General features: G+C 52.4%; 27 protein-coding genes and 3 tRNA genes. 14 read left to right on the top strand and 16 right to left on the bottom strand.

Translation table 11 applies throughout. The features are described 5' to 3' along the window. Positions 1-124: 124 nt before the first annotated feature. Positions 125-904, bottom strand: coding sequence for a deoxyribose-phosphate aldolase (gene deoC / locus ACIPDS_RS17490; protein WP_400738498.1), 780 nt, complete (start codon positions 902-904; stop codon positions 125-127). Positions 905-1162: 258 nt separating this feature from the next. Between deoC and ACIPDS_RS17485 the strand changes: the two genes are divergently transcribed. Continuing rightward, the gene (locus tag ACIPDS_RS17485) at positions 1163-2713 is read left to right on the top strand and encodes a YjjI family glycine radical enzyme (protein ID WP_400738496.1); all 1551 of its coding nucleotides are present in this window, start codon (positions 1163-1165) and stop codon (positions 2711-2713) included. Then, positions 2685-3548 (top strand): YjjW family glycine radical enzyme activase, encoded by an 864-nt coding sequence (locus ACIPDS_RS17480; protein WP_400738493.1) that lies wholly within the window; start codon positions 2685-2687, stop codon positions 3546-3548. The genes ACIPDS_RS17485 and ACIPDS_RS17480 overlap by 29 nt, the downstream gene beginning before the upstream one ends. Here ACIPDS_RS17480 and ACIPDS_RS17475 read toward each other — a convergent pair. The 9 genes from ACIPDS_RS17475 to ACIPDS_RS17435 form a co-directional block, all read right to left on the bottom strand. After that, positions 3543-4820, bottom strand: coding sequence for a NupC/NupG family nucleoside CNT transporter (locus ACIPDS_RS17475; RefSeq protein ID WP_400738490.1), 1278 nt, complete (start codon positions 4818-4820; stop codon positions 3543-3545). The two genes, ACIPDS_RS17480 and ACIPDS_RS17475, sit on opposite strands and share 6 nt — an antisense overlap. 147 nt (positions 4821-4967) lie before the next feature. Next, a complete protein-coding gene (locus tag ACIPDS_RS17470) occupies positions 4968-5747 on the bottom strand; it encodes a TatD family hydrolase (protein ID WP_400738487.1) in 780 nt (259 codons plus the stop codon). Beyond that, complete coding sequence (locus tag ACIPDS_RS17465) at positions 5744-6817, bottom strand: patatin family protein (RefSeq protein ID WP_400738484.1); 1074 nt, start codon at positions 6815-6817, stop codon at positions 5744-5746. The genes ACIPDS_RS17470 and ACIPDS_RS17465 overlap by 4 nt, the downstream gene beginning before the upstream one ends. A gap of 122 nt (positions 6818-6939) precedes the next feature. Next, positions 6940-7101, bottom strand: a complete 162-nt coding sequence (locus ACIPDS_RS17460) for a DUF1328 domain-containing protein (RefSeq protein ID WP_071883711.1) — start codon at positions 7099-7101, stop codon at positions 6940-6942. Positions 7102-7229: 128 nt separating this feature from the next. After that, positions 7230-7829 carry a molecular chaperone OsmY gene (osmY, locus tag ACIPDS_RS17455; RefSeq protein ID WP_400738479.1) on the bottom strand — a complete coding sequence of 200 codons (600 nt, stop codon included), beginning with the start codon at positions 7827-7829 and terminating at the stop codon, positions 7230-7232. A gap of 397 nt (positions 7830-8226) precedes the next feature. Further along, positions 8227-9816 carry a peptide chain release factor 3 gene (prfC, locus tag ACIPDS_RS17450; RefSeq protein WP_166516445.1) on the bottom strand — a complete coding sequence of 530 codons (1590 nt, stop codon included), beginning with the start codon at positions 9814-9816 and terminating at the stop codon, positions 8227-8229. A gap of 92 nt (positions 9817-9908) precedes the next feature. Beyond that, positions 9909-10586 (bottom strand): pyrimidine 5'-nucleotidase, encoded by a 678-nt coding sequence (gene yjjG, locus ACIPDS_RS17445; RefSeq protein WP_166516506.1) that lies wholly within the window; start codon positions 10584-10586, stop codon positions 9909-9911. A gap of 17 nt (positions 10587-10603) precedes the next feature. Next, entirely contained in the window at positions 10604-11050 is a 447-nt protein-coding gene (gene rimI / locus ACIPDS_RS17440; RefSeq protein ID WP_400738475.1) for a ribosomal protein S18-alanine N-acetyltransferase, read from the bottom strand. Then, the gene (locus ACIPDS_RS17435; RefSeq protein WP_400738472.1) at positions 11019-11432 is read right to left on the bottom strand and encodes a DNA polymerase III subunit psi; all 414 of its coding nucleotides are present in this window, start codon (positions 11430-11432) and stop codon (positions 11019-11021) included. The genes rimI and ACIPDS_RS17435 overlap by 32 nt, the downstream gene beginning before the upstream one ends. A 102-nt stretch (positions 11433-11534) precedes the next feature. Here ACIPDS_RS17435 and rsmC point away from each other — a divergent pair, with 102 nt between their 5' ends. From rsmC to ACIPDS_RS17415, 4 genes are all read left to right on the top strand, one after another. Next, a complete protein-coding gene (rsmC, locus tag ACIPDS_RS17430; RefSeq protein WP_400738469.1) occupies positions 11535-12566 on the top strand; it encodes a 16S rRNA (guanine(1207)-N(2))-methyltransferase RsmC in 1032 nt (343 codons plus the stop codon). Between the two features lie 221 nt (positions 12567-12787). Beyond that, positions 12788-12874: transfer RNA gene (locus ACIPDS_RS17425), tRNA-Leu, on the top strand. Positions 12875-12901: 27 nt separating this feature from the next. Continuing rightward, a tRNA-Leu gene (locus ACIPDS_RS17420) sits at positions 12902-12987 on the top strand. 33 nt (positions 12988-13020) lie between these two features. Next, a tRNA-Leu gene (locus ACIPDS_RS17415) sits at positions 13021-13106 on the top strand. A gap of 35 nt (positions 13107-13141) precedes the next feature. On the opposite strand, the gene ACIPDS_RS17410 is transcribed toward ACIPDS_RS17415, so the two are convergent. After that, the gene (locus tag ACIPDS_RS17410; protein WP_400738466.1) at positions 13142-13381 is read right to left on the bottom strand and encodes a DUF1435 domain-containing protein; all 240 of its coding nucleotides are present in this window, start codon (positions 13379-13381) and stop codon (positions 13142-13144) included. A gap of 228 nt (positions 13382-13609) precedes the next feature. Between ACIPDS_RS17410 and ACIPDS_RS17405 the strand changes: the two genes are divergently transcribed. Next, on the top strand, positions 13610-14674 hold the full coding sequence (locus ACIPDS_RS17405; RefSeq protein WP_166516450.1) for a GGDEF domain-containing protein: 1065 nt from the start codon (positions 13610-13612) through the stop codon (positions 14672-14674). Between the two features lie 103 nt (positions 14675-14777). Beyond that, positions 14778-15566 (top strand): siderophore-iron reductase FhuF, encoded by a 789-nt coding sequence (gene fhuF, locus ACIPDS_RS17400; protein WP_166516451.1) that lies wholly within the window; start codon positions 14778-14780, stop codon positions 15564-15566. Positions 15567-15601: 35 nt separating this feature from the next. Here fhuF and ACIPDS_RS17395 read toward each other — a convergent pair whose 3' ends face one another. Further along, complete coding sequence (locus ACIPDS_RS17395; RefSeq protein ID WP_166516452.1) at positions 15602-16948, bottom strand: PTS sugar transporter subunit IIC; 1347 nt, start codon at positions 16946-16948, stop codon at positions 15602-15604. A 346-nt stretch (positions 16949-17294) separates the two neighbouring features. Here ACIPDS_RS17395 and ACIPDS_RS17390 point away from each other — a divergent pair, with 346 nt between their 5' ends. Then, on the top strand, positions 17295-17753 hold the full coding sequence (locus tag ACIPDS_RS17390; RefSeq protein WP_400738461.1) for a YbaK/EbsC family protein: 459 nt from the start codon (positions 17295-17297) through the stop codon (positions 17751-17753). Between the two features lie 10 nt (positions 17754-17763). Here the strand turns inward: ACIPDS_RS17390 and bglJ are convergent, their stop codons facing one another. From bglJ to pobA, 4 genes are all read right to left on the bottom strand, one after another. Beyond that, a complete protein-coding gene (gene bglJ / locus ACIPDS_RS17385) occupies positions 17764-18444 on the bottom strand; it encodes a DNA-binding transcriptional activator BglJ (protein WP_400738458.1) in 681 nt (226 codons plus the stop codon). Further along, complete coding sequence (locus ACIPDS_RS17380; protein ID WP_400738455.1) at positions 18405-19130, bottom strand: LuxR C-terminal-related transcriptional regulator; 726 nt, start codon at positions 19128-19130, stop codon at positions 18405-18407. The genes bglJ and ACIPDS_RS17380 overlap by 40 nt, the downstream gene beginning before the upstream one ends. A gap of 274 nt (positions 19131-19404) precedes the next feature. Then, on the bottom strand, positions 19405-20292 hold the full coding sequence (locus ACIPDS_RS17375) for a helix-turn-helix domain-containing protein (RefSeq protein ID WP_166516456.1): 888 nt from the start codon (positions 20290-20292) through the stop codon (positions 19405-19407). Positions 20293-20295: 3 nt separating this feature from the next. Then, positions 20296-21480 carry a 4-hydroxybenzoate 3-monooxygenase gene (pobA, locus tag ACIPDS_RS17370; RefSeq protein WP_400738452.1) on the bottom strand — a complete coding sequence of 395 codons (1185 nt, stop codon included), beginning with the start codon at positions 21478-21480 and terminating at the stop codon, positions 20296-20298. A gap of 281 nt (positions 21481-21761) precedes the next feature. Between pobA and ACIPDS_RS17365 the strand changes: the two genes are divergently transcribed. The 5 genes from ACIPDS_RS17365 to ACIPDS_RS17345 all read left to right on the top strand — a co-directional run bounded on the left by ACIPDS_RS17365 (position 21762) and on the right by ACIPDS_RS17345 (position 24957). Further along, positions 21762-22538: a threonine/serine exporter ThrE family protein gene (locus tag ACIPDS_RS17365; protein ID WP_400738449.1), complete on the top strand. Its 777-nt coding sequence runs from the start codon at positions 21762-21764 to the stop codon at positions 22536-22538. Beyond that, a complete protein-coding gene (locus tag ACIPDS_RS17360; RefSeq protein WP_400738446.1) occupies positions 22529-23002 on the top strand; it encodes a threonine/serine exporter in 474 nt (157 codons plus the stop codon). Before ACIPDS_RS17365 ends, ACIPDS_RS17360 begins: the two co-directional genes overlap by 10 nt. Before the next feature lie 115 nt (positions 23003-23117). After that, on the top strand, positions 23118-23657 hold the full coding sequence (gene dnaT, locus ACIPDS_RS17355) for a primosomal protein DnaT (protein WP_400738443.1): 540 nt from the start codon (positions 23118-23120) through the stop codon (positions 23655-23657). 2 nt (positions 23658-23659) lie between these two features. Continuing rightward, positions 23660-24397 (top strand): DNA replication protein DnaC, encoded by a 738-nt coding sequence (gene dnaC, locus ACIPDS_RS17350; RefSeq protein WP_166516461.1) that lies wholly within the window; start codon positions 23660-23662, stop codon positions 24395-24397. A gap of 68 nt (positions 24398-24465) precedes the next feature. Beyond that, a complete protein-coding gene (locus ACIPDS_RS17345; RefSeq protein ID WP_166516462.1) occupies positions 24466-24957 on the top strand; it encodes a DUF2501 domain-containing protein in 492 nt (163 codons plus the stop codon). The last annotated feature ends 46 nt before the right edge of the window (positions 24958-25003 follow it).

The following is a 25003-nucleotide window of genomic DNA, read 5'->3' as shown; positions in this document are numbered from 1 at the left end:
CCTGGGAAATCGGGAAATCATGGCGGGTAAACCGCCCTACGATCCTGTAGCCCGGCCAAGCGTAGCGCCGCCGAGAAGCTCCCGGAGTCGGCGCCCATACGCCTCGTCCGGGCTACGTTAATACTTAGTAAGCGCTAGCGCTCTTACCGTCGCCGTGGCCCAGCGCTTTCAGCAGGCTTGCCAGCAGAGAAGACGCGCCGAAGCGGTAATGGCGGGAGTCAGCCCAGTCCGCGCCAAACAGTTCGTCAGCGATAGACAAGAACAGCTGCGCGTCTTCCGCAGTACGCACGCCGCCGGCTGGCTTAAAGCCCACGGTTTTCTGTACGCCCATATCACGGATAACTTCCATCATGATGCGCGCGCTTTCTGGCGTCGCGTTCACCGGCACTTTACCGGTAGAGGTTTTGATGAAATCTGCACCGGCTTTGATGGAGATTTCAGACGCTTTACGAATGAGCGCTTCTTCTTTCAGTTCACCGGTTTCGATGATCACTTTCAGCAGCACATTTGCCGCAGCACACGCCTCTTTACAGGCTTTCACCAGATCAAAACCAACCTGCTCGTTGCCAGCAATCAGCGCACGGTATGGGAATACCACGTCAACTTCGTCAGCACCATAAGCGATAGCCGCACGGGTTTCCGCCAGCGCGATATCAATGTCGTCGTTGCCGTGCGGGAAGTTAGTCACGGTTGCGATGCGGATATTCGGCGTGCCCTGCTCGTTGAGGGTTTTACGCGCAATCGGAATGAAACGCGGATAGATGCAGACAGCAGCGGTATTGCCGACCGGCGTTTTCGCCTGATGACACAGCGCAATCACTTTCGCATCGGTGTCGTCTTCGTTCAGGGTAGTTAAGTCCATCAACTGCAGCGCGCGCAGGCTGCTTGCTTTTAAATCAGTCATTTTTCTCTCCGACGGCACATTGCCGTGTAAATCGTTACCTTGCGGGTCTGTGACTATTGTAACACTGCCCCGCACTCACACTTCGACTTTCATCACACTTAATGAAAACTTCGTACAAATTTGCATAACAACAACGCGACACACATCAAATTTTCACACCAAAGACGACGATTAAAGCACCGTTTCGACCGCTGGGATCAAAAGACAACCTCAGCGTTTTTCATACACTTCGCCTATCGCTCGTCTGAGGAACCGACCATGCCAACATCGATAGATTCATCGTTGCTGCAACACTGCCAGCAAATTGTGACAAGTTCCGTGTTAACCCCGGAACAAAAACGCCATTTTCTGGCGCTGGAGGCAGAAAATGCTCTGCCGTACCCTGAACTGTCTGATGAAGCTCGTGCCGCGCTGGCGGAAGGCTTCATCTGCGATATGTTCGAAGGCCATGCGCCGTATAAGCCGCGCTATGTTCTACCGGACTACGCTCGCTTTCTCGCCAACGGCTCCGAATGGCTGGAGCTAGAAGGGGCGCAGGATCTCGACGATGCGCTTTCGCTACTGACAATTCTGTATCATCACGTCCCTTCCGTAACGGCGATGCCGGTCTATCTGGGTCAACTTGATGCGTTGCTGTCACCTTATGTTAGAATTCTAACACAAGACGAGATCGATATTCGAATAAAACGTTTCTGGCGCTATCTCGACCGCACGCTGCCGGACGCCTTTACCCACGTCAACATTGGCCCTCATGATACGCCAATCACTCGCGCTATTTTACGTGCGGATGCTGAGTTAAAGCAGGTTGCACCTAACCTGACGTTTATCTACGACCCGGAAATCACGCCTGACGATCTGCTACTACAGGTGGCACAAAATATTTGCGAGTGCAGTAAGCCGCACATCGCTAACGGCCCAATAAATGATAAAATTTTCACAAAAGGCCAGTACGGCATCGTCAGCTGTTACAACTCACTGCCGGTAGCCGGTGGCGGCAGTACGCTGGTTCGCCTGAATTTACAGCAGGTTGCCGAACGCAGCCGCTCCGTTGACGACTTCTTCACGCAGGTGTTGCCACATTACTGCCAGCTGCAAATTGATATCATCAACGCCCGTTGCCGCTTCCTCTACGAACAGTCGAACTTCTTTGAGAATAGCTTCCTCGTGAGCGAAGGGTTGATTAGCCCTGACCGGTTCGTGCCAATGTTCGGTATCTATTCGCTGGCGGAAGCGGTCAATATTCTGTGTGAACGTGAAGGCATGGCTGGTTGCTACGGTAAAGACGAAGAGGCCAATCAGCTGGCCTGGCGTATTAGCGCTAAACTGGCCGAGTTTGTCGCCAACACGCCGGTGCAGTACGGCTGGCAGCAGCGCGCACTGTTACACGCACAGTCGGGGATTAGTTCTGATGTCGGTACTACACCAGGTGCCCGTCTGCCGTATGGCGACGAGCCGGATCCGATAACTCATCTGCTGACCGTCGCCCCGCACCATGCGCATTACGCCGCGGGCATCAGCGATATTCTGACGCTCGATGAAACGGTAAAACGCAACCCGCAAGCGGTGATGCAACTATGCTTGGGTGCTTTCAAGGTCGGCATGCGCGAGTTTAGTGCCAACGTCAGCGGCAACGATTTGGTTCGCGTCACGGGCTATATGGTGCGCTTGTCGGATCTGGAAAAGTATCGCGCAGAAGGTTCTCGCACCAACACCACCTGGCTGGGTGAAGAAGCTGCACGTAACACCCGTATTCTGGAACGCCTTCCTCGTGTTGTGAGCCATGAACAGCAGATGCGCTTTAGTCAGTAAAATCATCCCGTTCTCCTGCGTCGACGGGCCGGGCAGCCGCCTGGCCCTGTTCTTACAGGGCTGCAATCTGCGCTGTAAGAACTGTCATAACCCGTGGACGATGGGACGCTGCAATGACTGCGGTGAGTGCGTTCCCCAGTGTCCGCATCAGGCGTTGAATCTGCGGGAAGGAAAAGTGGTGTGGCAGGCGGATATCTGCCAGCAGTGCGACACCTGCCTGCACCTGTGCCCGCAGCAATCCACGCCGATGGCGCAGGTGATGAGCGTCGAACAGGTGATTGCGCAAATTAGCCAGGTTGCGCCTTTTATCGAAGGCATCACCGTCAGCGGCGGCGAAGCCACAACGCAGCTGCCGTTTGTCTGCGCGCTGTTCCAGCAGATAAAGCAATCGCCCAACCTCCAGCATCTCACCTGCCTGGTGGACAGCAACGGTGAGCTGCCGATATCCGGCTGGGAGAAGCTAAGCCAGATTTGCGACGGCGTGATGGTGGATTTAAAAGCCTGGGATAACGCGCGCCACCAAGCCCTGACCGGGCGAGGTAACGCGCGTATCAAGCAGAGTATCCAGTGGCTGGCGCAACGAGGAATGCTAAGCGAGCTGCGCCTGTTGGTGATCCCTGAGCACACGGATTATCTGCAAGAGATTGCGGCGTTAAGCGCGTTTATCGCCCAACTGGGGGATATTCCGGTACGCCTGAATGCGTTTCATGCCCACGGCGTTTATGGTGAGGCCAAAGCGTGGCGTAGCGCCGGGCCGCAGGACATTGAAGCCCTAAGCCAGGCGCTACGTGCCGGAGGAATCACGACGCTCATTCCTCCGGCGCTGTACTTATAGTGAAAGGAACACGCCAGCAATGGTGGCGCTCATCAGGTTAGAGAGCGTCCCCGCTGCCACGGCTTTCAGGCCCAATTGGGCAATTTCCTGGCGGCGATTCGGCGCCATACTGCCCAGACCCCCGATAAGAATGGCGATAGACGACAGGTTGGCAAAGCCGCACAGCGCAAAGGAGATAATCGCTTTGGTGTGGCTAGAAATCACCTGCAACCCGGCAGCGGCCACATCGGCATCCGCCTTCAGATATTCACCGAAGTTCATGTAGGCGACAAATTCGTTGATAACCAGTTTCTGACCGATAAACGATCCCGCCACCGTCGCTTCATGCCACGGCACGCCAATAACCCACGCCAGCGGCGAGAAGATCCAGCCCAGAATCAGCTGCAAGGAGAGATCTGGATAGTTAAACCAGCCGCCCACGCCGGACAAAATGCCGTTCAGTAGAGCAATCAGCGCGATAAACGCCAGTAACATGGCGCCGACGTTTAGCGCAAGCTGCATCCCGGATGCCGCGCCCGATGCCGCCGCGTCCAGCACGTTCGCGGGTTTATCCGGGTTAGTCGCCTCACTTTCCAGCGTCGGAGAATCGTTAGGTTTTTCAGTTTCCGGTATCATGATTTTGGCAAACAGCAATCCGCCAGGTGCCGCCATAAAGGAGGCGGCAATCAGATATTCCAGCGGCACCCCCATCTGGGCGTAGCCTGCCAGCACGGAACCGGCGACCGACGCCAGCCCGCCGCACATCACGGCGAACAGCTCAGAGCGCGTCATAGTGGCAATGTACGGACGCACCACCAGCGGCGCTTCGGTCTGCCCGACAAAGATATTGGCCGTGGCAGAGAGTGATTCGGTGCGTGATGTTTTCAGCACCGCGCGCAGCGCGCCGCCCAGAATACGGATCACAAACTGCATAATGCCAAGGTAATACAGCACGGCAATCAGCGAGGAGAAAAAGACGATAACCGGCAGTACGCGCAGCGCAAACACAAAACCACCGCCGCCGAAAACTTCAAACATCTTATCGGAAACCAGGCCGCCGAACAGGAAGCCGATCCCTTCATTACCGTAGGCGATAACGTTGGCGACGCCTTCAGACATCGCCAGCAGCACTTTACGGCCCGCGGGAACATAGAGAATTAACGCCCCGATACCGACCTGAATCAGCCATGCACCGAGTACCGTTCGCAGGTTAATTGCTTTTCGATTACTGGAGAGGAGTAAGGCGATGGCGAGCAGCACCACCATGCCGATGAGTCCCATGAGGATTTGCATACAGAGTCCCTGTGTATTGAAAAATATGATGATTCCAACAAGCTAACCGCAGCGATTATAACGCTGCGTCATTATATTTTTCGGACAACATCACAGGTTTAACGCAAGTGAACGGAGGTAATAATTAATAATGAGAACTCAGTCACCCTACAAGTTCGTAAACAGTGCATAGGTGTTGTGATAAAGCGTTTGCGCAATATGTTCAGGCGGTTCTGGTCGCAGCGAGCAGAGATGGCTAAACACGTCGGCAATGCGCTCCGGGCGATTCGGCTGTCCCTGAAAACCGTTCAACGGCATATCCGGCGCATCCGTTTCCAGTATCAGCGCCTCTAGCGGTAATTGTCCCATCACCTCACGGGTTTTATTGGCGCGCGGATAGGAAATCGTCCCACCGACGCCGATTTTGTAGCCCAGCTGGATAAAGCGTAAAGCCTGTTGCAGGCTGCCTGAAAAACCATGTACCACGCCCGTTCGCGGCAAATTGTGACGTTTGAGATGCAGCGCCAGTTTGTCGTGGGTGCGGCGCGAATGGAGAATGACCGGCAGATCGTAGCGTTTAGCTAACTGTAGCTGTGCATCAAGCAAGGCCGCCTGACGTTCAAATTGCGGATCCTCCCGATACAGGTCGAGCCCAATTTCCCCAACGGCGACCAGTTTTTTCGGTTTCGCCGCCAGCACCGCGTCCAGCGCAGCCAGACTGTCATCATTATGACGCTCCACCACGATCGGGTGCAGACCGACGGCGGCATACAGCGGCTCATAGCGTTCAGCCAGCGCCAGCACGCGGGTAAAATTTTCCGCCTCGATCGCAGGGACGATTATCGTGCCCACGCCCGCATCGGCGGCGCGCTGGATGCTGGCGGCTTCATTGCCGCTAAACGGCGGAAAATCAAAATGGCAATGGGTGTCAATAAAACGGCCTTTCACGCCAGATCCTCATGATTAAAAAGCGGGTCGTTGGCCTGTGGCACATCAGCCATTGCCGCCACCGGGATATCATTCACCGCCGGTTCCGGGGGAATATACAGCGGTGCAGGCGTGATGATGGGTGAAATGTGCCGCGCTAGCGGGGGTTTTTCCGCTAACAGCTTGCCTACGGTTGCCAGGAAATATCGACCGCATAAGCGGCCAATTTTGTAGTCCTGTCGCAGCGCAGGAATGCGGCTGCCCAACGCCATACTGAGTAGCGGTTTCGGCGGGTAGATCTCAAAAATACGCAGCTTACCGGGCGGTTTTTCAATAAATTGCTGAATTTCGCTATAGCTGGCTTCATGATGCTGCACCAGATTGACCAGCGGTTGCAGGCTGCTTTCACCGAGCCAACGTTCCATACGCTTAAACCACTGCGGCGTGTAATACATTTGCGACGGAACGGTACGGATCACCACCAGCGTTTTCGCGCCCTGCTTCGCGGCCTCGCGAACGGGGATCGCATCGCTAACGCCACCGTCCAGGTAATTAATGCCGTCAAGCGCCACGCCGGTACGATAGAAACCCGGAATGGCGCTGGAAGCGCGGATAATATCGAGCCAGTTCTGCTTAGTCGGTGAGAAATAGCTGGGGGTGTAATCGTCCCCTCGGCAGGCGCAGATATAAAACGATTTTCCCGTCTCAAAAAGATGCTCGGCCGCGTCCATCGCAAGCGGCATCTGCCCTGCGGTTGCGTCAACCAGCCAGTCAAGATCGATAAGATTACCGCCTCTGACAAAGCGCACCGGGTCAAAGAACTCGCGGCGGGTGGTGTAGCGCATGATGACTTTACGTCCGTAACCTTGTTGGTTACACAAATAGGCGGACAGATTTTGCGCCCCCGCAGAGGTGCCGTAGTAGAGGTCGAAAGGATTGAACTGTGCTCGCATAAATTCATCAAGCACGCCGGCGGTGAAAATTCCGCGTTGTCCCCCACCTTCGCAAACCAATGCCATGCGACCGGGGTTGAAACGACTCAGCGATAATGGCGCAATATTGCCGAGCGTGACGGGTATACGCTGCCCCATCTCTGCCTACCTGTTTTTTAGTCTTCAGACTAACAAAGTAGCCTAAATTCCCGGCGGCTAAAACTAATAAAGCCAGTCCGCTGGACTGGCTTTGCTGTCATTCTACATTTACGCGTGATGCTCTAGGGCCGTTTACGCCCGGTAAACAGGCTGACCAGGAAGAGGATGATACCTACAACGAACACGATTTTCGCAGCCCACGCCGCGGTACCTGCCAGCCCACCAAATCCCAGTGCGGCGGCAATTAACGCGATAACCAGAAATATAATGCCCCAACGAAACATAAGCTTCTCCTTGACCAAAATTAATGTCGACCGCTTGCTATGAGCATTCATGCCACCCACATGCAATATTTTTAGTGTGGTGCACATTTTGCTTCCTGCCAAATATCAGGAAGCAAAATGTCTAATGATTACTTCGTTTTCAGATCGTTCTTGACGCTTTTCACGCCATCAACGGCCTTAGCAATACTTTCGGCACGATCGCTTTGTGCCTGAGACTCAACGGTACCCGAGAGCTGTACAACGCCATCAGTGGTCTCAACTTTCACATGACGTGAAGGGACGATGTCATCTGCCAGCAGTTTAGCTTTCACTTCACTGGTGGTCGCGGCATCACCGGCATAGCCTTTCATCGAACTTTGTTTGCTGTCGCGGACGTGGAGTTTGTCACTAACAGAACTCACACCCTCAACCGTTTTCGCTGCCGCAACGGCGGCTTCAGCCTGAGCCTGACTTTCTACAAAGCCACTGAGCGTCACGACTTTTTTGTCGGTTTTAACGGAGATATCGGTGCTCTTGATATTGTCGTTATCCACCAGAGCGGCTTTTACTTTCGCTGTGATAGTGCTGTCATCCATAAAGTTACCGACTTTATTACCTGCACTCTCAGCGCTCGCCTGAGCCTTATCCATGGTGGACGTTTCGGCATAGACGGAACCGGTAGCGACAGCGGAGGTCAGCATTACGGCAAGCAGCGTTTTAGAAATTGTCAGTTTTTTCATCGTCGTCATATTCCTGTATGTTTTGCCCGCAATTTGAGCATTTGCAACACGCAGGTTGCATTGCTGAAGAGGGTTAACCGCACCCTGCTCAGGTATTCATTGCGTTCATGCCAACCCACATGGGTTATCAATCGTCGCTGAATCTTGCTCTGAGCCAGTTATTAATATTGCGATAGAAACAAACGTTAGCTTTAAGCGCTTTATCAAACGAGATAATCGGTATTTAAAGCCAACGTAGATGTCATCGCTTTGTTAAATATAGATCACAATTTTGAAATCGCCCGCTTCGTTGGGCAAAAAATAGGCAGATAACGGAAAAAGACGGCTAATTAAGAACTTTCCGTAAGCGGCTAAAAAGGAAGGAAAAGTATCAGGGCGCAGCGGCTGCCGCGCCCTGTAGGGGATTTTAGTGCTCGCGTGTTTTGCGGAACTCAACTTCAGGATAACGTTCCTGAGTCAGGTTGAGGTTCACCATGGTTGGTGCGATATAGGTCAGATTATCGCCGCCATCCAGCGCCAGTTGAACTTCGTTTTTACGTTTGAACTCTTCGAATTTCTTCACGTCTTTGCTCTCAACCCAACGGGCGGTCGCGACGTTAACCGATTCGTAGATAGCTTCAACGTTGTATTCGCTTTTCAGACGCGCAACGACCACATCAAACTGCAGCACGCCGACGGCGCCGACAATCAGGTCGTTGTTGGAGATTGGACGGAATACCTGCACCGCGCCCTCTTCAGAGAGCTGAACCAACCCTTTCAGTAGCTGTTTCTGCTTCAACGGATCTTTGAGGCGAATGCGACGGAACAGCTCAGGGGCGAAGTTCGGAATACCGGTGAACTTCATCATCTCACCCTGGGTGAAGGTGTCGCCGATCTGGATGGTGCCGTGGTTATGCAGACCGATGATGTCGCCAGGATACGCTTCTTCGACGTGTGAACGGTCACCCGCCATAAAGGTCAGCGCATCAGAGATCACCACATCTTTCCCGATACGCACCTGACGCAGCTTCATGCCCTTTTCATATTTGCCGGATACCACGCGCATGAACGCCACGCGGTCACGGTGTTTAGGGTCCATGTTGGCCTGAATTTTAAATACGAAACCGGAGAACTTCTCATCCTGCGCTTCCACCAGACGGGTGTCGGTTTTACGCGGCATCGGCGCTGGCGCCCACTCCACTAAACCGTCCAGCATATGGTCGACACCGAAGTTACCCAGTGCGGTACCAAAGAATACCGGGGTAATTTCGCCCGCCAGGAACAGATCTTTGTCGAATTCGTTGGACGCGCCCTGCACCAGCTCCAGCTCATCACGCAGCTGCTGAGCCAGCTCATCGCCCACGGCGGCGTCGAGTTCTGGATTGTTCAGACCTTTAACAATGCGCACTTCCTGAATGGTGTGGCCTTTACCGGTCTGATACAGGTAGGTTTCATCTTTATAAAGATGGTAAACGCCTTTAAACAGCTTGCCGCAGCCAATCGGCCAGGTGATCGGCGCGCAGCCGATTTTCAGCTCACGCTCGACTTCATCCAGCACTTCCATCGGATCGCGGATATCGCGGTCGAGTTTGTTCATAAAGGTCAGGATCGGCGTATCACGCAGACGGGTAACTTCCATCAGCTTACGGGTACGATCTTCAACCCCTTTCGCGGCATCGATAACCATCAGACAGCAGTCAACCGCCGTCAGGGTACGGTAGGTATCTTCGGAGAAGTCTTCGTGCCCCGGGGTGTCCAGCAGGTTAACCAGGCAATCGTGATACGGGAACTGCATCACGGAGGTGGTAATCGAAATACCACGCTGCTTTTCCATCTCCATCCAGTCGGATTTAGCATGCTGGCTGGACCCACGGCCTTTTACCGTACCGGCAGTCTGGATTGCCTGTCCGAACAGCAGCACTTTTTCAGTGATGGTCGTTTTACCGGCATCCGGGTGAGAAATAATGGCAAAAGTGCGGCGCTTGGCCACCTCCTGCAAATAAGGAGACAACGTCATAATGAGATCTTCTTAGTAAGCGCGGCAATGCACCACGCATGTTGAATACGAAAAAATTGCGGCTATTTTACCCATCAATAGGGGGCTGGCAATCACTGTTTACACAGGAGTCGCTCCAGTTCAGGCAACGAGGTCACCGTCCAGTCAGGCTTAATGCCTTCCGGCAGCGGTCGCTGGTGCGCATTGAGCCAGCAGGTCGCCCAGCCGGCGTTCATTCCACCGCGAATATCGGACTCGGCGGTGTCACCGACCATCAGTACGCGCGCGCGGTCAGGGTGACCGGCTTGCGCAAGCGCGTAATCAAAGATCTGACGATCCGGTTTAGCGACGCCCACCTGCTCAGAAATAATAAGCAGATCAAAGTGATCGCTAAATCCGGTACGTTCCAGACGCGTCTGCTGCAACGAGGTAAAGCCGTTGGTGATGATGCCCAGCTTCACCTTGCCTTTTAGAGCATCCAGCAACGACGCCGCCCCCGGCAGCGGTGCGCAAATCTCAGCCATGGCGTTCATGAAGGCATCGTTGAGGTCGCCAGGATGGACGTTCAGGCGTTCTGCCCAACCGGTAAAACGTTGATGCTGAAGCTGGAGCGAGGTAATGGCACCGTTCTGGTAATCGACCCACAGCGGTTTATTCACCGCCTGGTAGTCCTGAAAATCTTCCGCGGTAAAGGTCACGCTGTAATCGAGAAACATCCGCTGTAAGCCGCTAAACGAGTCAAACGTAAACAGCGTCTCGTCGGCATCGAAGAAAATCCAGTCCCACTTCATCATCTTTTCACCTTGTCTTACATACTGATGGGCAGCGCCATAATAATGGCATCCTCACGGCCTTCGGCCGTAGGATAATAGTTGCGACGGATAGTCGCTTCGTTAAAGCCTAAACTCTCATACAAAGCGATGGCGGCGAGGTTTGACGCGCGAACTTCTAGCCACAACGTCGCCACGCCACGCGCTTCTAACGTATCAATGAGATGTTCTAGCAGTTCGCGTCCAAGCCCACGGCGCTGATAGTCTGGATCGACGGCAATATTAAACAGCGTCGCTTCATCCAGCACGATTTGCGTGATAGCAAAAGCCGCCATCTCACCGTCGACTGACATCTGAAGGTTCAGATAGCGTTCGCCCTGATTGCTGGCAAAGGTTTGTTCACTCCAGGGAAACGCGTGTGCGCGCTTTTCAATATGAAAGGCGCGGGGTAAATCAGTCGTGCTGAGGGTAGAAATCGTGTTCATGGGCGCAAATTTGTTGCCATAGCGCGGCGCGCGCGGGCGCACTGGCTTGTAGTTCATCAAATGGCGGTGTTGAAAGCACCGCACCTTCAAGCGTAACGGCGACGTCACAACCCAGATGCCAGCGGTGGCAATGGCTACCTTGCGGTAGCATGGCAACACTGCCGGGTGTTAATGGCATAACCTGATCCGGGGTAAGACGCAGCGCGCGCAAAATATCGCTCATCAGCGGCTCCGTCAGAGCAGGCAGAGTTTCGCCAATGATCACTAAACGGACGTGCGGCGGAAGCGTAATCGCGATTTCACCTTGCAGTGCGCCCGGGCGTCGCAGCGACCATTGGGTAATGCCCAACTGTTGTAATTGCCAGTCTCGCCGGGATGTCATGTGAAACGCTCCTGTCTATCAAGGGCGCAAATATAGCAAATTCATCGAATCTGCGCCAATTACACTCTATAATCGCGAGCTAAGTTAATTGAGGAATAATTCATGTCTGCTTTTACCCCGGCAAGTGAAGTCTTGCTGCGCCACAGTGATGATTTCGAACAGAGCCGTATTTTCTTTGCCGGCGATCTGCAGGATGACCTGCCCGCTCGCCTGGAAACCGCTGCGAGCCGTGCGCACACTCAGCAGTTACACCACTGGCAGGTGCTGAGCCGTCAGATGGAAGAGAACGTCCGTTTTGGCCTTGTTGTTGAAGCGCAAGACGTGGCGGATAGCGATACCTTTATCTACTACTGGCCGAAGAATAAGCCGGAAGCCCAGTTCCAGTTGATGAACATTCTGTCCCTGCTGCCGGTCGGTACCGATATTTTCGTGGTGGGTGAGAACCGTAGCGGCGTACGAAGCGCCGAGCAAATGCTGGCGGAATACGCCCCGCTGAATAAAGTAGATAGCGCGCGTCGGTGTGGCCTGTATCACGGCCGTCTGGAAAAACAGCCAACGTTTGATGCGGATGCTTTCTGGGGTGAATATGCCCTGGAGGATCTGACCATCAAAACCCTGCCGGGCGTCTTTAGCCGCGATGGTCTGGATGTCGGTAGCCAACTGCTGCTCTCCACGCTGACCCCGCATACTAAAGGTAAAGTGCTGGATGTCGGCTGCGGCGCGGGCGTGCTGGCGGTATCGCTGGCAACGCATTCACCGAAAGTTCGTCTGACCTTGTGTGATGTCAGCGCAGCAGCGGTAGAGGCGAGCCGTGCAACGCTTGCCGCAAACGGTATTGAAGGCGAGGTTGTGGCGAGCAACGTCTTCTCGGAGATTAACGGTCGTTTTGACATGATTATCTCCAACCCACCGTTCCACGATGGTATGCAAACCAGCCTGGACGCGGCACAAACGCTGATTCGTGGCGCGGTACGCCATCTGAACAGCGGCGGTGAGCTGCGCATTGTTGCCAACGCCTTCCTGCCGTATCCGGCCATTCTCGATGAAATGTTTGGCTTCCACGAAGTCATCGCGCAAACCGGACGTTTTAAGGTTTACCGCACCGTGATGACCCGCCAGGCGAAAAAAGCCTGACTCATGCAGGCCGGATAAGCGATAGCGCCATCCGGCACTACTCTGTGTCACGCCGGATGGCGGCGTAAACGCCTTATCCGGCCTACATTCCCCCCCACAACCGAAGAAACGTCTTTTTTTTCGACGATTGTGCAGCCATTAACAATTATCTATTGACGCCCAGCGTAAAACCACTAGAATGCGCCTCCGTGGTAACGATACTTTTTAAGTGTCGATGGTATGCGATGGTGGCGGAATTGGTAGACGCGCTAGCTTCAGGTGTTAGTGTCCTAACGGACGTGGGGGTTCAAGTCCCCCCCCTCGCACCATAAACCACGTTATATCGCTCGCACTGTGCGAAGGTGGCGGAATTGGTAGACGCGCTAGCTTCAGGTGTTAGTGTCCTTAGGATGTGGGGGTTCGAGTCCCCCCCCTCGCACCAACGAGGGCGATATAACAGCAACGAGACTTCTGTGCGAAGGTGGCGGAATTGGTAGACGCGCTAGCTTCAGGTGTTAGTGTCCTTAGGATGTGGGGGTTCGAGTCCCCCCCCTCGCACCAGTTTCCTCGTTCTCCCCTCAGCTTTTCCCTTCTAGTTATTCCAGCAGCTTTAAATTCATTGATATCAGAACCATGCCGCCAATCAACGCGATGCACGATGGCAATAAGACAAAATGACGCAGTTGACGATGCCAGATCATCGCCCCGCTCAGCAGCAGTCCACCGGTAATCAGTCCCTTCCAGACCTCCACCGATAGCCCCAGGGTGCTAAGTAGCGCAATTGCGACGCCAGGGATAAGAACCCCCCAGCCACTGCCTAATGTTCGCCGTAACATATCCCAATCCGCAAATGATAATGATACTCAATAGCATATGACATTTTTTGTTATTTGTCTTCTTATACGCTACGGTTTCACAATCATTAATGACATGAATATTGTATGGTGATACGTTGTAGCGAAAATAATATGTCGAATAATTGGATATTCGCGCCTTGCCTCATATTTTATTCTTGTTTTTTATGCACTTACTTATTTATTTAAGGCCCACTACAACTTTTAAATATGACAGTACAATCATGGCGCAACCTACGCGCACAAAAATATCAGCTCACGTTCCGGCTGTTTTTGTTTCTTAATCTGGTCTCATCGGCGCTATCCATCTTTAGCCCGATATATGACTCGAAGGTTTTTCCACTTCCAGCAACGCTGATTGCAATAAGCAGCGGTGCGCTGCTGCTATGGCATTGGCGGTATGCCCGTATCCGCCTGAATGTCCCGATAATTTCGGTGGTTTTTGGTTGTTTATGGGCGTGGCATATTTTAAGTAAAACTCACACGTTGCCGTCAATAAATGATAATTTCCAACTTATCGCCCTATTTAGCGTGCTATTTGTCGGAACAATTGCATTCTCAAATAATATCGTTGCGTTCTCACTCCATTCCCTACCAACATTTATTGTTTGTCTGTTTACCAGCGATGCCGATCAATGGTGGCGAATGGCTTACTGTTTTGCCCTACCATTAATTGGGATTGCTATTCAGCATGTTATACAAAGGCGTAATGATCGTTTTGCCCAAGGGTTAATGTATAAACTGCTGGAAGAACGAGAAACGCTTAACGGTCTTAGTATGCTTGATCCGCTTACCGGGCTTTATAACCGCCGGGGTTTCCAGTTCCGTCTGGATTCACTGCTGGCGCTGGGCGACGCGCAGCATGCGGTGCTGCTGTTAGATATTGACCATTTTAAGGCTTACAACGATCACTACGGTCATATGATGGGCGATCAGGCGTTGATGCGCGTTTCTGCCGCCATCCGTAATTCCGTGCGCTCGCGCGACATCGTGACCCGTTTTGGCGGCGAAGAATTTATGGTGCTGCTGCCTAATTGCGATATGCCGACCGCCATGCAGGCAGCCGAGCGAATTCGCCAGCATATTTATGATCTGAAAATTCCCCATATGTTCAACGCCAGCGTGGCGACCCACGTGACGGTCAGCATTGGCATCGCGCCTTTTAGCGATAGCAACATCGATACGGCGATGCAGATGGCAGATAAAGCCCTCTATGAAGCCAAAAATATGGGGCGTAATAACATTCTGACCAGCGATCATATGCCGTCGCGCTAGGTTCACAAAAAAGCAGGCGCAGACCATAAACCGCTTGCGCTTGGTTTTATCTATAGCTAGGATTGCTAATCATTATCATTTAGGTTTGTATCCAGCTAACATTATGGCTTACCGTTCTGCTCCCATCGCTGAAGACCTCATCTGGCGTACGCCGCTTCCCGCCAGGGAAAATGCGTTCGCGGAGTCTCTGCGTGCGAAAATTGCCGAACAGCGCCCGCATATGCTGGAAATTTTCCGCCTGAATGAAGCCGCTCCAGAGCGGGCTAAGACGTTAAGCGAATGGGCCAAACCCACGGAGTTAAGCTCTCTGTTGGCTATCTACTCGGACCATATCTACCGCAACCAGCCCATGCAGCCACGGGAAAATAAACCGCTTATCTCGCTATGGGCACAGTGGTACATCGGCCTGCTGGTGCCTCCGTTGATGCTAGCGCTGCTGACCGAAGAATCGGCTATTTCACTTTCAGCAGAGCATTACCGGGTGGAGTTCCACGAAACCGGTCGTGCGGCCTGTTTCTGGGTCGATGTTCACCCTGACCTGCGTGCTAGCCAGAAATCCATCACCACTCGTATGGATAACCTGGTCACGCAGACGTTGATGCCGATTATTCAGGCGCTGGAGGCGACGGATGAGATTAACGGTAAGCTTATCTGGAGTAATACCGGTTATTTGATCAACTGGTATCTCGGGGAAATGATTGCGCTGCTCGGCGAAGAGCAGGTTAACCTGCTGCGCCAACACTGCTTCTTCAATAAAACGCTGGCTGATGGGCAGGACAATCCGCTATGGCGCACCGTGGTGATGCGCGACGGTCGCTTAGTTCGCCGCACCTGCTGCCAGCGTTATCGTCTGCCTGACGTTCAGCAGTGCGGTGACTGCACGCTGAAATAATTAACGGGGCTTTCGCCCCGTTAATTTTCTCCTCATCAGGCTACCTGCTGGCTCTCTTCTGCCGCCACACGCTGCGCCTCTTCTTCTTCCTGCTCAAGCAACTGTTTTTCATACACTTTGAAGAACGGGTAGTAGATAATCGCCGAAACGCAGACTAACAACACCACCAGAATCGCTGCACGGAAATCCCAGCCCAACGCCCACGGGCCGCCAATAGGCGCTGGCGCTGTCCACGGCACGACTGAAATCACCCGACCAATCAGATCCAGCTTCGCCGCCGACCAGGCGATAACGGCGTTCACCATTGGCGCCAGCAGGAACGGAATAAAGAACACCGGGTTCATCACAATTGGCGTACCGAAAATCACCGGTTCGTTAATGTTAAACAGGCTAGGCACCACGCTCAGACGACCAATGGCACGCAGGTGCGCTGAACGGCTACGCAGATAGCAGAACACCAGCCCCATCGTCGCCCCCGATCCGCCGACAACGATAAAGAACGTCCAGAAAGCTTCCATAAAGATATGGGGTAACGGCATGCCTTGTGCCAGCGCGGTCTGGTTTAAGCCGAGGTTAGTTAACCAGAACATTTGCAGCATACCGGAAACAATGGCTGCGCCGTGGATCCCCGCAAACCACAGCAGGTGACCAATCAGTACCGCCAGCAGAATCGCCGGTAAAGAGTCAGCCGCAGAAACCAAAGGTTTAAACAGCGACATAATGGCCTGAGGGATCAACATATCAAACTGGCTTTGAATAAACAGGCTCAGCGGATACAGGGTCAGCACGACAATTAATACCGGGATCAACAGATCAAATGAGTTTTTGATCATCGGCGGCACCTGATCCGGCAGGCGGATCCCGATGTTGCGCACTTTCAAAAAGCGCATCAGCTCAACGCAATAAAGCGCCACCAGAATGGCGGTAAAAATCCCGGTTCCCCCAAGGCTATCAACCGGCATATGACCGCTGGTCTTAGGTGCAGCCACCAGCAGGAAAGCCATGATCGACAGCATTGAGCACATGAAGGGATCAAGCTGGAGATTTTTTTCGTAGTGTTTACCGAGGTTGTACGATATCGCCGCACAGATATAGATGGACATAATGCCCATTGTCATATCAAACGGCGTCAGAATGCGGCCCTCAAATTCTTTTGCTAAATCCAACCACGCACGGGCAAAACCCCAGGTTGTATCCGGCGAGAATGGCGGATAAGCAAAGACCAGCAGAAACGAACCCACAATCATGAAAGGCATAGCAGAGATAAAACCGTCACGGATGGCCATGACGTGGCGCTGAGATGAAATTCGTCCTGCCACAGGACTCACGTAATTTTCGACGAAGCGAAAGATCAAATTAAATGCAGCGTGTTTAGCAGACATAGCAGCCCTCCTGACAGGCTTTAGACGTAAGCACAGCAACTACAATTTTGCCGATGCAAGACTGGGCATACGATGAACTTCCATGACGCACGGATGTGTGGCCCGCATTGATGTTCATTTGGCGACAGTTCATACACGGCTCTTATTATTAAGGGTACAGATACATAGGAAGTCACCTCAGCAGTATCATTCGCTACGCAAAGAACAGCAACCGGTTACAGTAACCGGTTGCATTGATTGTGAAGGAGATCCAGAAATCAAACAATTTTTGCACAACTTCGTCGCAATATTTACAACCCAGGTAGCTTTATGACAGAGTGACTCGCCGAAATATCAGGAGAAATCGATGAGTCTACAGTCCGTACGAGAATTCTTTGCCGAACACGCGCCCGATATAGACATTATTGAGCTTCAGCAAAGTACCGCAACCGTTGCGCTGGCGGCGGCCGCACACCAGGTTGAGCCAGGACAAATAGCGAAAACGCTGTCGTTAAAAGTTAAGGATAAGGTCATTCTGATAGTGGCAAAGGGAGATGCACGGCTGGATAACAAGAAGTTGAAAGAGACTTTCGGAGCGAAAGCGCGAATGCTCAGCTGCGATGAAGTGGTCGAACTCACCGGGCACCCCGTCGGTGGGGTTTGCCCGTTTGGCCTTGAAAACCCGCTGGCCGTTTACTGCGACGTATCACTGAAACAATATGATGAAGTGCTGCCCGCCGCTGGCGCGATACATAGCGCCGTGCGCATTTCCCCCGAAAGGATGGCTAACCTGACCGCAGCAACCTGGGTGGATGTTTGTCTATAAAAGACAACGCCTATTGGGGACGGAGCAGCGACTGAGTGTAGGCAATATTTCTATCAGGTAGCGATACCAATAAATCAGCCGCACTCAGTAGATCAACATCAGAATTGACGCCCAGTTTAGTCATCGCATTGAATTTATGCGCACGAATCGTTTTGATATTGCGACCCAGCTGCTCGGCGATATCCATTAACGAATAGCCATAGGTCATATAGCGCAAAATCATATTTTCAGTCGGGCTCAAAAAATGGCTATCGCTTTGTTGTATAGAAGCATCGGTGCCTTTTTGTCCTTCAGCTTCCATAAACAGCGCCAGAATGCTTTGTCGCAGGCAGGCTAACTCGCTGGACTTATTTAACACCCCGTGAATATAGATAGGGGAAAGCTGTTTGATAAGCTCCACCTCAGCTTTATCATTAGCCAGAATAATACGTATCATCTCAGGGTAACGATGCGCGATTTCGCCCATCGTAAACAAGCATTCAATGCGCATTTCTCGCGAGCCGGATAAACTGCAAACCACGGTATCAAACTGAGTCTGGCGAAGCGCCTGCTTAAAACTGGCAATAGAGCGAAAATAGTGGAATGTACAGTTCCCCTCCTGGGTGCTATTAAGCAAATGACGGAGACCAACCTCGGTCATAATACAATGTTCTATGATAGCGATGCACTGCTTCCTGCTGTGCTTTTCCATTCGGCTTGTTCTCCATAAGCTGAGTAGAGATTAAGTTCCTTCATCCCTTGATTGCTATTGATCCAAGCATACATTTCAGCATTACTGCGCAGAGAGAGGCGACGCATCGCGCTATTCTTCTGTGCACTAATGGTTTTATTACTCTTTTTCAACAATGCAGCAATCTGGTTGATTCCCCATCCTTTCGCTAAGAGACGCAGTACTTTACGTTCTGAGAGCGTCAACATCACTAAACGGTCGCTATCGCTTTCAATCTCATCGTTATTTTGTAATGAAAGCAGCGTCTGGCTGATGTTTTCTGAACTGACACTCCCCTGCTGGATAGCTTTTATGACGCGATCAACCGGGTCAGAGTCGGAGAGTAAGGTACTTTCCGGCCGCATAAGAAATTCAACCGCTAAGGAATAATATTGCCGGCTAATCATAAATACCCAATGGATATCTCGATACTGAGACAATAAGGTATAGTATTGCTCACATAGCGCACGGGGGTGTCTGATATCGCCTGAGAAATCAATAATAACAACATCAGTACGCCGAAGTTGAAGCAGAGTTAACTCTTCCAGAGACTGACAAAAATTAAGTTCATAATTGGGAAAATGTGTTCCCATGATGGTGCTAAGGCCGGACTGCATTACCGGTATCTTGCTGATTATCACCGCGAATTTACAGAACTCTGGCGACATAAAACCTCCGTATCCATTCGAAGATTCATTTCCTGAATATAAAACTCTTTTGCGTGGGAGAAAATATTATCAGGAAAATAAACCCATCCGTTTCCATTTCCTTTGATGCAATTTTACTTCGATAATCAAGAGCCAATAAATTATGTTGCTACACGGATGTACTGGCAGGATTGATTCATGGAGTATGGCATATCAAATAACACGCAATAACTTAGAAAATATTAACAATGGCGTAAGCAAAATTAAAATAAATGTTTTGTATTTTCTTGCTCAATTACATTCTTAATTTGAATTCTTTTGGCGTCATACCTCCCCGTTTACGGAAAAAACGTGAGAAGTAGGTCACATCACTAAATCCCAAATAATCAGAAACCTGCGTGATCGTCATGCTGGTATACTGAAGGCTTCTTTTTGCCTCAAGCAGTAGGCGTTGATGTAATACCCCCAGCGCACTGGTGCCGTGAAACTCGCGACATAAGCAGTTCAGATAGGTGGTGGATATCCCCAGCCTTTGCGCATATTCAGCCAGGGAAAGATGTTCCCGATAGTGGCTTTCTATCAGCCGGGCAAACTGACGCAATACCCCGCGTTTACGTTCGCTTTTATCTTCAACGGCCACCGGCTTTGTCCCTTGCCGGTTTAACCAGACCAGCAACGCGCTTAGCAGGGAATAGAGCATCATCTCCCGCGCGTCATTCTCCTCGGTGTACTCCTCCAGCAGCGCCGCAAAGAGGGCATGAATGTGCCTGCTTGAGCGTTTAACCGCCAGACAGCGCGGTCGGCTGAGCACATCGAGTTGACGGCCAAACTGCGCCTCAAGTTGACTGAGCAGCGGCAAGGCCAAAGAAAGAACGTATCCCTGCGTTCCCGGTGAAAAGCGAAAACCGTGAACACACAGCGACGGAACGACCTGAATACTCGCTTCGTTAACCACTCGCCGCTCACCTTCAATGTCGATTTCCGCCTGACCTTTATGCAGGTACAGCAGCTGCACCATCTCAACATGTTGATGCACCCGGATATGCCAGGCATAAAGGCTGCTGCGCTTGAGAATCGATTCACAGTGCAATAGGTCGGGCGTCGGCCAACCGCGATGTTCGCCATAGAGCTTAAACACCGGCACGGTGTCCGGTGATAGCTGCGCAGCGCCCGTACGTTTCATCTTTTACTCCACCTTTTCATAGGGTAGTCCGACGTAGTTCTCCGCAATCGTGGTCAGCCCCGCACGCGATCCCAGATAGTACTGACGATCGGCTTCCTGCATCTTCTTATCAAACGCACTCTTGCTCTGAAAGTCATGCAGCAGATGGGTCATAAACCAGCTAAAGCGTTCACCTTTCCATACCCGGTTCAATGCCAATTGCGAATACTGGCTCAACAGGTCGGTGCGGCCGTTGTGATAATACTGACGTAGAATGCGCCACAGGTAGTTCACGTCGGATACCGCCAGATTCAGCCCCTTAGCGCCGGTCGGTGGAACGATATGAGCGGCATCGCCCACGAGGAACATCCGACCGTACTGCATCGGCTCCATCACATAACTGCGCAGCGGCGCAATGCTCTTTTCAAGTGAGTGACCAGTCACTAACTTTTGGCCTAATTCATCCGGCAGGCGGCATTTCAGCTCGTTCCAGAAGCGTTCGTCCGTCCACTGCTCGACTTTGTCGGTGAGCGGCACCTGCAAATAATAGCGACTTCTGGTTAGTGAGCGCTGACTACACAAAACAAACCCACGCTCATGATGAGCGTAAATCAGCTCTGGATTGACCGGCGGCGTATCTGAAAGAAGCCCCAGCCAGCCAAACGGCCAGACGCTTTCATACTCACGCAAAATTTCACGTGGGATACTTTGCCGTGACACGCCGTGGAATCCATCGCAACCCGCCACAAAATCACACTCGATTTTGCATCGCTCCCCATTGTGCATAAAGGTTACGGACGGTTTATCACTTTTCAGTGAGTGCAACTGAACCTGCTCAACGCCATAAATCGTCGGGGCGCCGCTGGACTGCCGCGCTTCCATCAGGTCGCGGGTCACTTCCGTTTGCCCATAGACCATCACGCTTTTACCGTGCGTCAATTCGCTCAACGGAACCGGAATACGTTGCCCGGAAAACAAGAATTCAACCCCGTGATGAATCAAGCCTTCAGCGTCCATCCTGCGGGAAACCCCCGCTTCACGCAGCAGCTCAACGGTGCCGTTTTCAAGGATGCCTGCGCGAATGCGCCCCAGCACATACTCTGGCGTCTGGCGCTCGAGTATCACGGTTTTGATCCCCGCATTATGCAGCAACTGTCCTAGCAGTAACCCCGAAGGCCCAGCACCGATAATGGCAACTTGCGTGTTCATAGGATGACCTCACATTCTGGTTAATTATTTGTTTATTTTTTGTATTCATAAAGTTTCATAATGCATTTTTGATAACTCGGTTGCGAAAAAGAAGGCCAGAATGCGTTCAAAAATTGCACTTTCGAACAGATTTGCAAAAGTGTGGGCGGCATCAACTCTTTGTCATTCATTGGATGGGTGCCGAATTTTTGCACATTGTTTGATCCCAACCGGATAATCCTTTCGCGCGCTTCGGGTAAAAGTAGGTGATACACGGGCGTTTTTGGGTATCAGGATCATTAATGGAAGACGATCGGTCAGAACAGCGCATCATCACGCGGCTCTGTATTCAGTGCGGCATTTTTCTTTTGCAACATGGGGCGGAGAGTGCCCTGGTGGAGGAGCTATCAACGCGGCTGGGTCGTGCGCTTGGCATGGACAGCGTCGAGAGCGCGATATCGTCAAACGCCATTGTGCTTACCACCATCAAAAACGGGCAGTGCCTTACCTCAACGCGTAAAAATAGCGATCGCGGCATTAATATGCACGTGGTGACTGAAGTCCAGCATATCGTCATTATGGCCGAGCATAAGTTGCTGGATTATAAAGATGTTGAGAAGCGCTTCCAGCACATCAAACCACTACGCTATCCTCGCTGGTTGGTGGTGCTGATGGTTGGGCTATCGTGCGCCTGTTTCTGCAAACTCAATAACGGCGGCTGGGATGGCGCGTTCGTCACCTTATGCGCCAGCACCGTCGCCATGTATATTCGCCAGGTGCTGACGCACCGTTCCATGCACCCGCAGATTAACTTCGGACTCACAGCCTTCGTCGCCACCACGGTTTCCGGGCTGATGCTGCAACTTCCCGCCTTTGGGCAAACTTCCACGGTCGCCATGGCAGCCAGCGTTCTGCTGTTGGTTCCCGGTTTTCCGCTGATAAATTCCGTCGCCGATATGTTTAAGGGCCATATCAATACCGGTTTAGCTCGCTGGGCCATTGCCAGCCTTCTGACGCTTGCGACCTGCGTCGGCGTGGTCATGGCGATGACGTTATGGGGGCTACGCGGATGGGTGTGATCGATTTTGTGTTACTGCTAGTGCAAGACATGGTGCTATCGGCAATTCCTGCCGTGGGCTTTGCGATGGTATTTAACGTCCCGCACCGCGCATTGCCCTGGTGCGCGTTGCTGGGGGCGATTGGGCACGCATCACGCTTTGTGATGATGACGGCGGGCTTCAATATTGAATGGTCGACGTTCCTCGCGGCGATGCTGGTCGGCAGCATTGGTATTCAGTGGTCGCGCTGGTATCTCGCACACCCCAAAATTTTCACCGTAGCCGCCGTCATCCCCATGTTCCCGGGGATTTCCGCCTATACGGCCATGATCTCTGCGGTCAAGATTAGCCACTTTGGCTATTCCGAAGAGATGATGATCACCCTGCTTAGCAACTTTCTTAAAGCCACATCCATCGTTGGCGCGCTGTCCATCGGCCTGTCTATTCCGGGGCTGTGGCTGTATCGCAAGCGCCCGCGGGTTTAACATAAACGGCGGCATATGAGTGTGCCGCCCTCACCTCACCTTGTGCTACTATGTGCATTATTCGGGCGGATTTTCCCGCCCCCTTCCCGTGTTTTTTCTGTATTGAGATAGTGTTATGTCTTCTCGTATTTTAACGTCTAACGTGATTGGTATTGACGCCTTCAGCGCCGATCCGGTGGCGATTCTTGCGCAAACCGAGGGCGGTGCGCTCGCGGTGTTTGCCAATAATCAGCCCGCGTTCTATGCCATTACGCAAGAACGACTGGCACAGCTCTTGGCGCTGGAAGAAAAGCTATCCCGCCCGGGCAGCGACGTGACGCTGGATGCGCAGTTCTTTGAAGAACCGACGCCAGCCCCCATCTCTGTCCCGATGGGTAAATTTGCCATGTACGCGGGCTGGCAGCCGGATGCCGAATTTTTGCGCCTTTCCGCGCTGTGGGGCATTGCGCTCAGCGAGCCGGTCACGCCGGAAGAATTGGCCTCCTTCGTTGCCTACTGGCAGGCGGAAGGTAAAGTGTTCCATCACGTTCAATGGCAGCAAAAGCTCGCGCGCAGCGTACAAATGGGCCGGGCAAACAGCGGCAACCAGACGCGCCGCGATATCAATACGGTTAGTGAGCCTGATAACAGTATTCCACCGGGTTTCAGAGGTTGAGCATGAAAGACGTTGGCGAATTAATGAAACGCTTGCAGAAGATGATGCCTGCACATATCGAACCGGCTTTTAAAACCGGCGAAGAGCTGCTGGCCTGGCAAAAGGAACAGGGCGAGATCCGCGCCGCCGCGCTGGCGCGTGAAAACCGCGCCATGAAGATGCAGCGCACCTTTAACCGCTCCGGTATTCGTCCGCTGCACCAGAACTGCTCGTTTGAAAACTATCGTATCGAAAATGAAGGCCAGATGAATGCGCTGGCGAAAGCGCGTCAGTACGTCGATGAATTCGACGGCAACATCGCCAGCTTTGTTTTCACCGGCAAACCCGGCACCGGCAAAAACCATCTCGCCGCCGCTATCTGTAACGAACTGCTGCTGCGCGGTAAGTCGGTGCTTATCATCACCGTCGCCGATATTATGTCTGCCATGAAAGAGACTTTCGGCAGCCGGGAAACCAGCGAGGAGCAGCTGTTAAACGATCTGAGCAACGTCGATCTGCTGGTGATCGATGAGATCGGTATGCAAACAGAGTCTCGTTATGAAAAAGTGATCATTAACCAGATCGTCGACCGCCGATCTTCGTCCAAGCGCCCTACCGGTATGCTGACCAACAGCAATCTGGATGAGATGAACAAAATGCTCGGCGAACGCGTAATGGATCGTATGCGTCTGGGCAACAGCCTTTGGGTGGTCTTTAACTGGGACAGCTATCGCAGCCGCGTCACCGGCAAAGAGTATTAAGATAAATCTGGTGAATGAGAAGCGTATACTCATTTGATTCACTCTTACTAGCACACACGAGTACAGCCATGAAATCAGTTAAATCGATGCTTTGCCGCGCCATCATTGCTAGCGCATTTATTTCCACGGCGGCAGGTGCCGTATCGTTAAACGATCTAAGCAGCGCGGCAAGTCAGCTTACCGGCGGTAGCAGCACCTCCCAAAGCGGCGGAACTTCTCTGTCTACCCTGACCAGCCTGCTGAACGGCGGCAGCCAGTCGCTGAGCTCAAGCACTATGAACAACGCGGCGGGCATCATGCAGTACTGCGCTAAGCAGAAACTGGCTTCGGTGACTGACGTGAATAACGTGAAAGACCAGGTGCTGGATAAACTCGGCCTCAACACCCAGGCCGAACAGAAAAAAGATACCGGTTATATGGACGGTATTGAGGGTCTGCTGAACGCCAAAGACGGTCAGAAACTGGATCTCGACAGCCTGGGCAATTCCGAGCTGGGTAAAAAAGTCAAAACCAAAGCCTGCGATCTGGTGTTAAAACAGGGCGTTAACTTCCTGTCCTGATAACTAATTACGGTGAATGAAATGATTGATTTCATTCACCGTATCT

It is taken from the genome of Kluyvera sp. NPDC087067, from assembly GCF_044745165.1.
GTDB lineage: Bacteria > Pseudomonadota > Gammaproteobacteria > Enterobacterales > Enterobacteriaceae > Kluyvera.
This window is presented reverse-complemented; position numbering and strand designations above follow the sequence as displayed.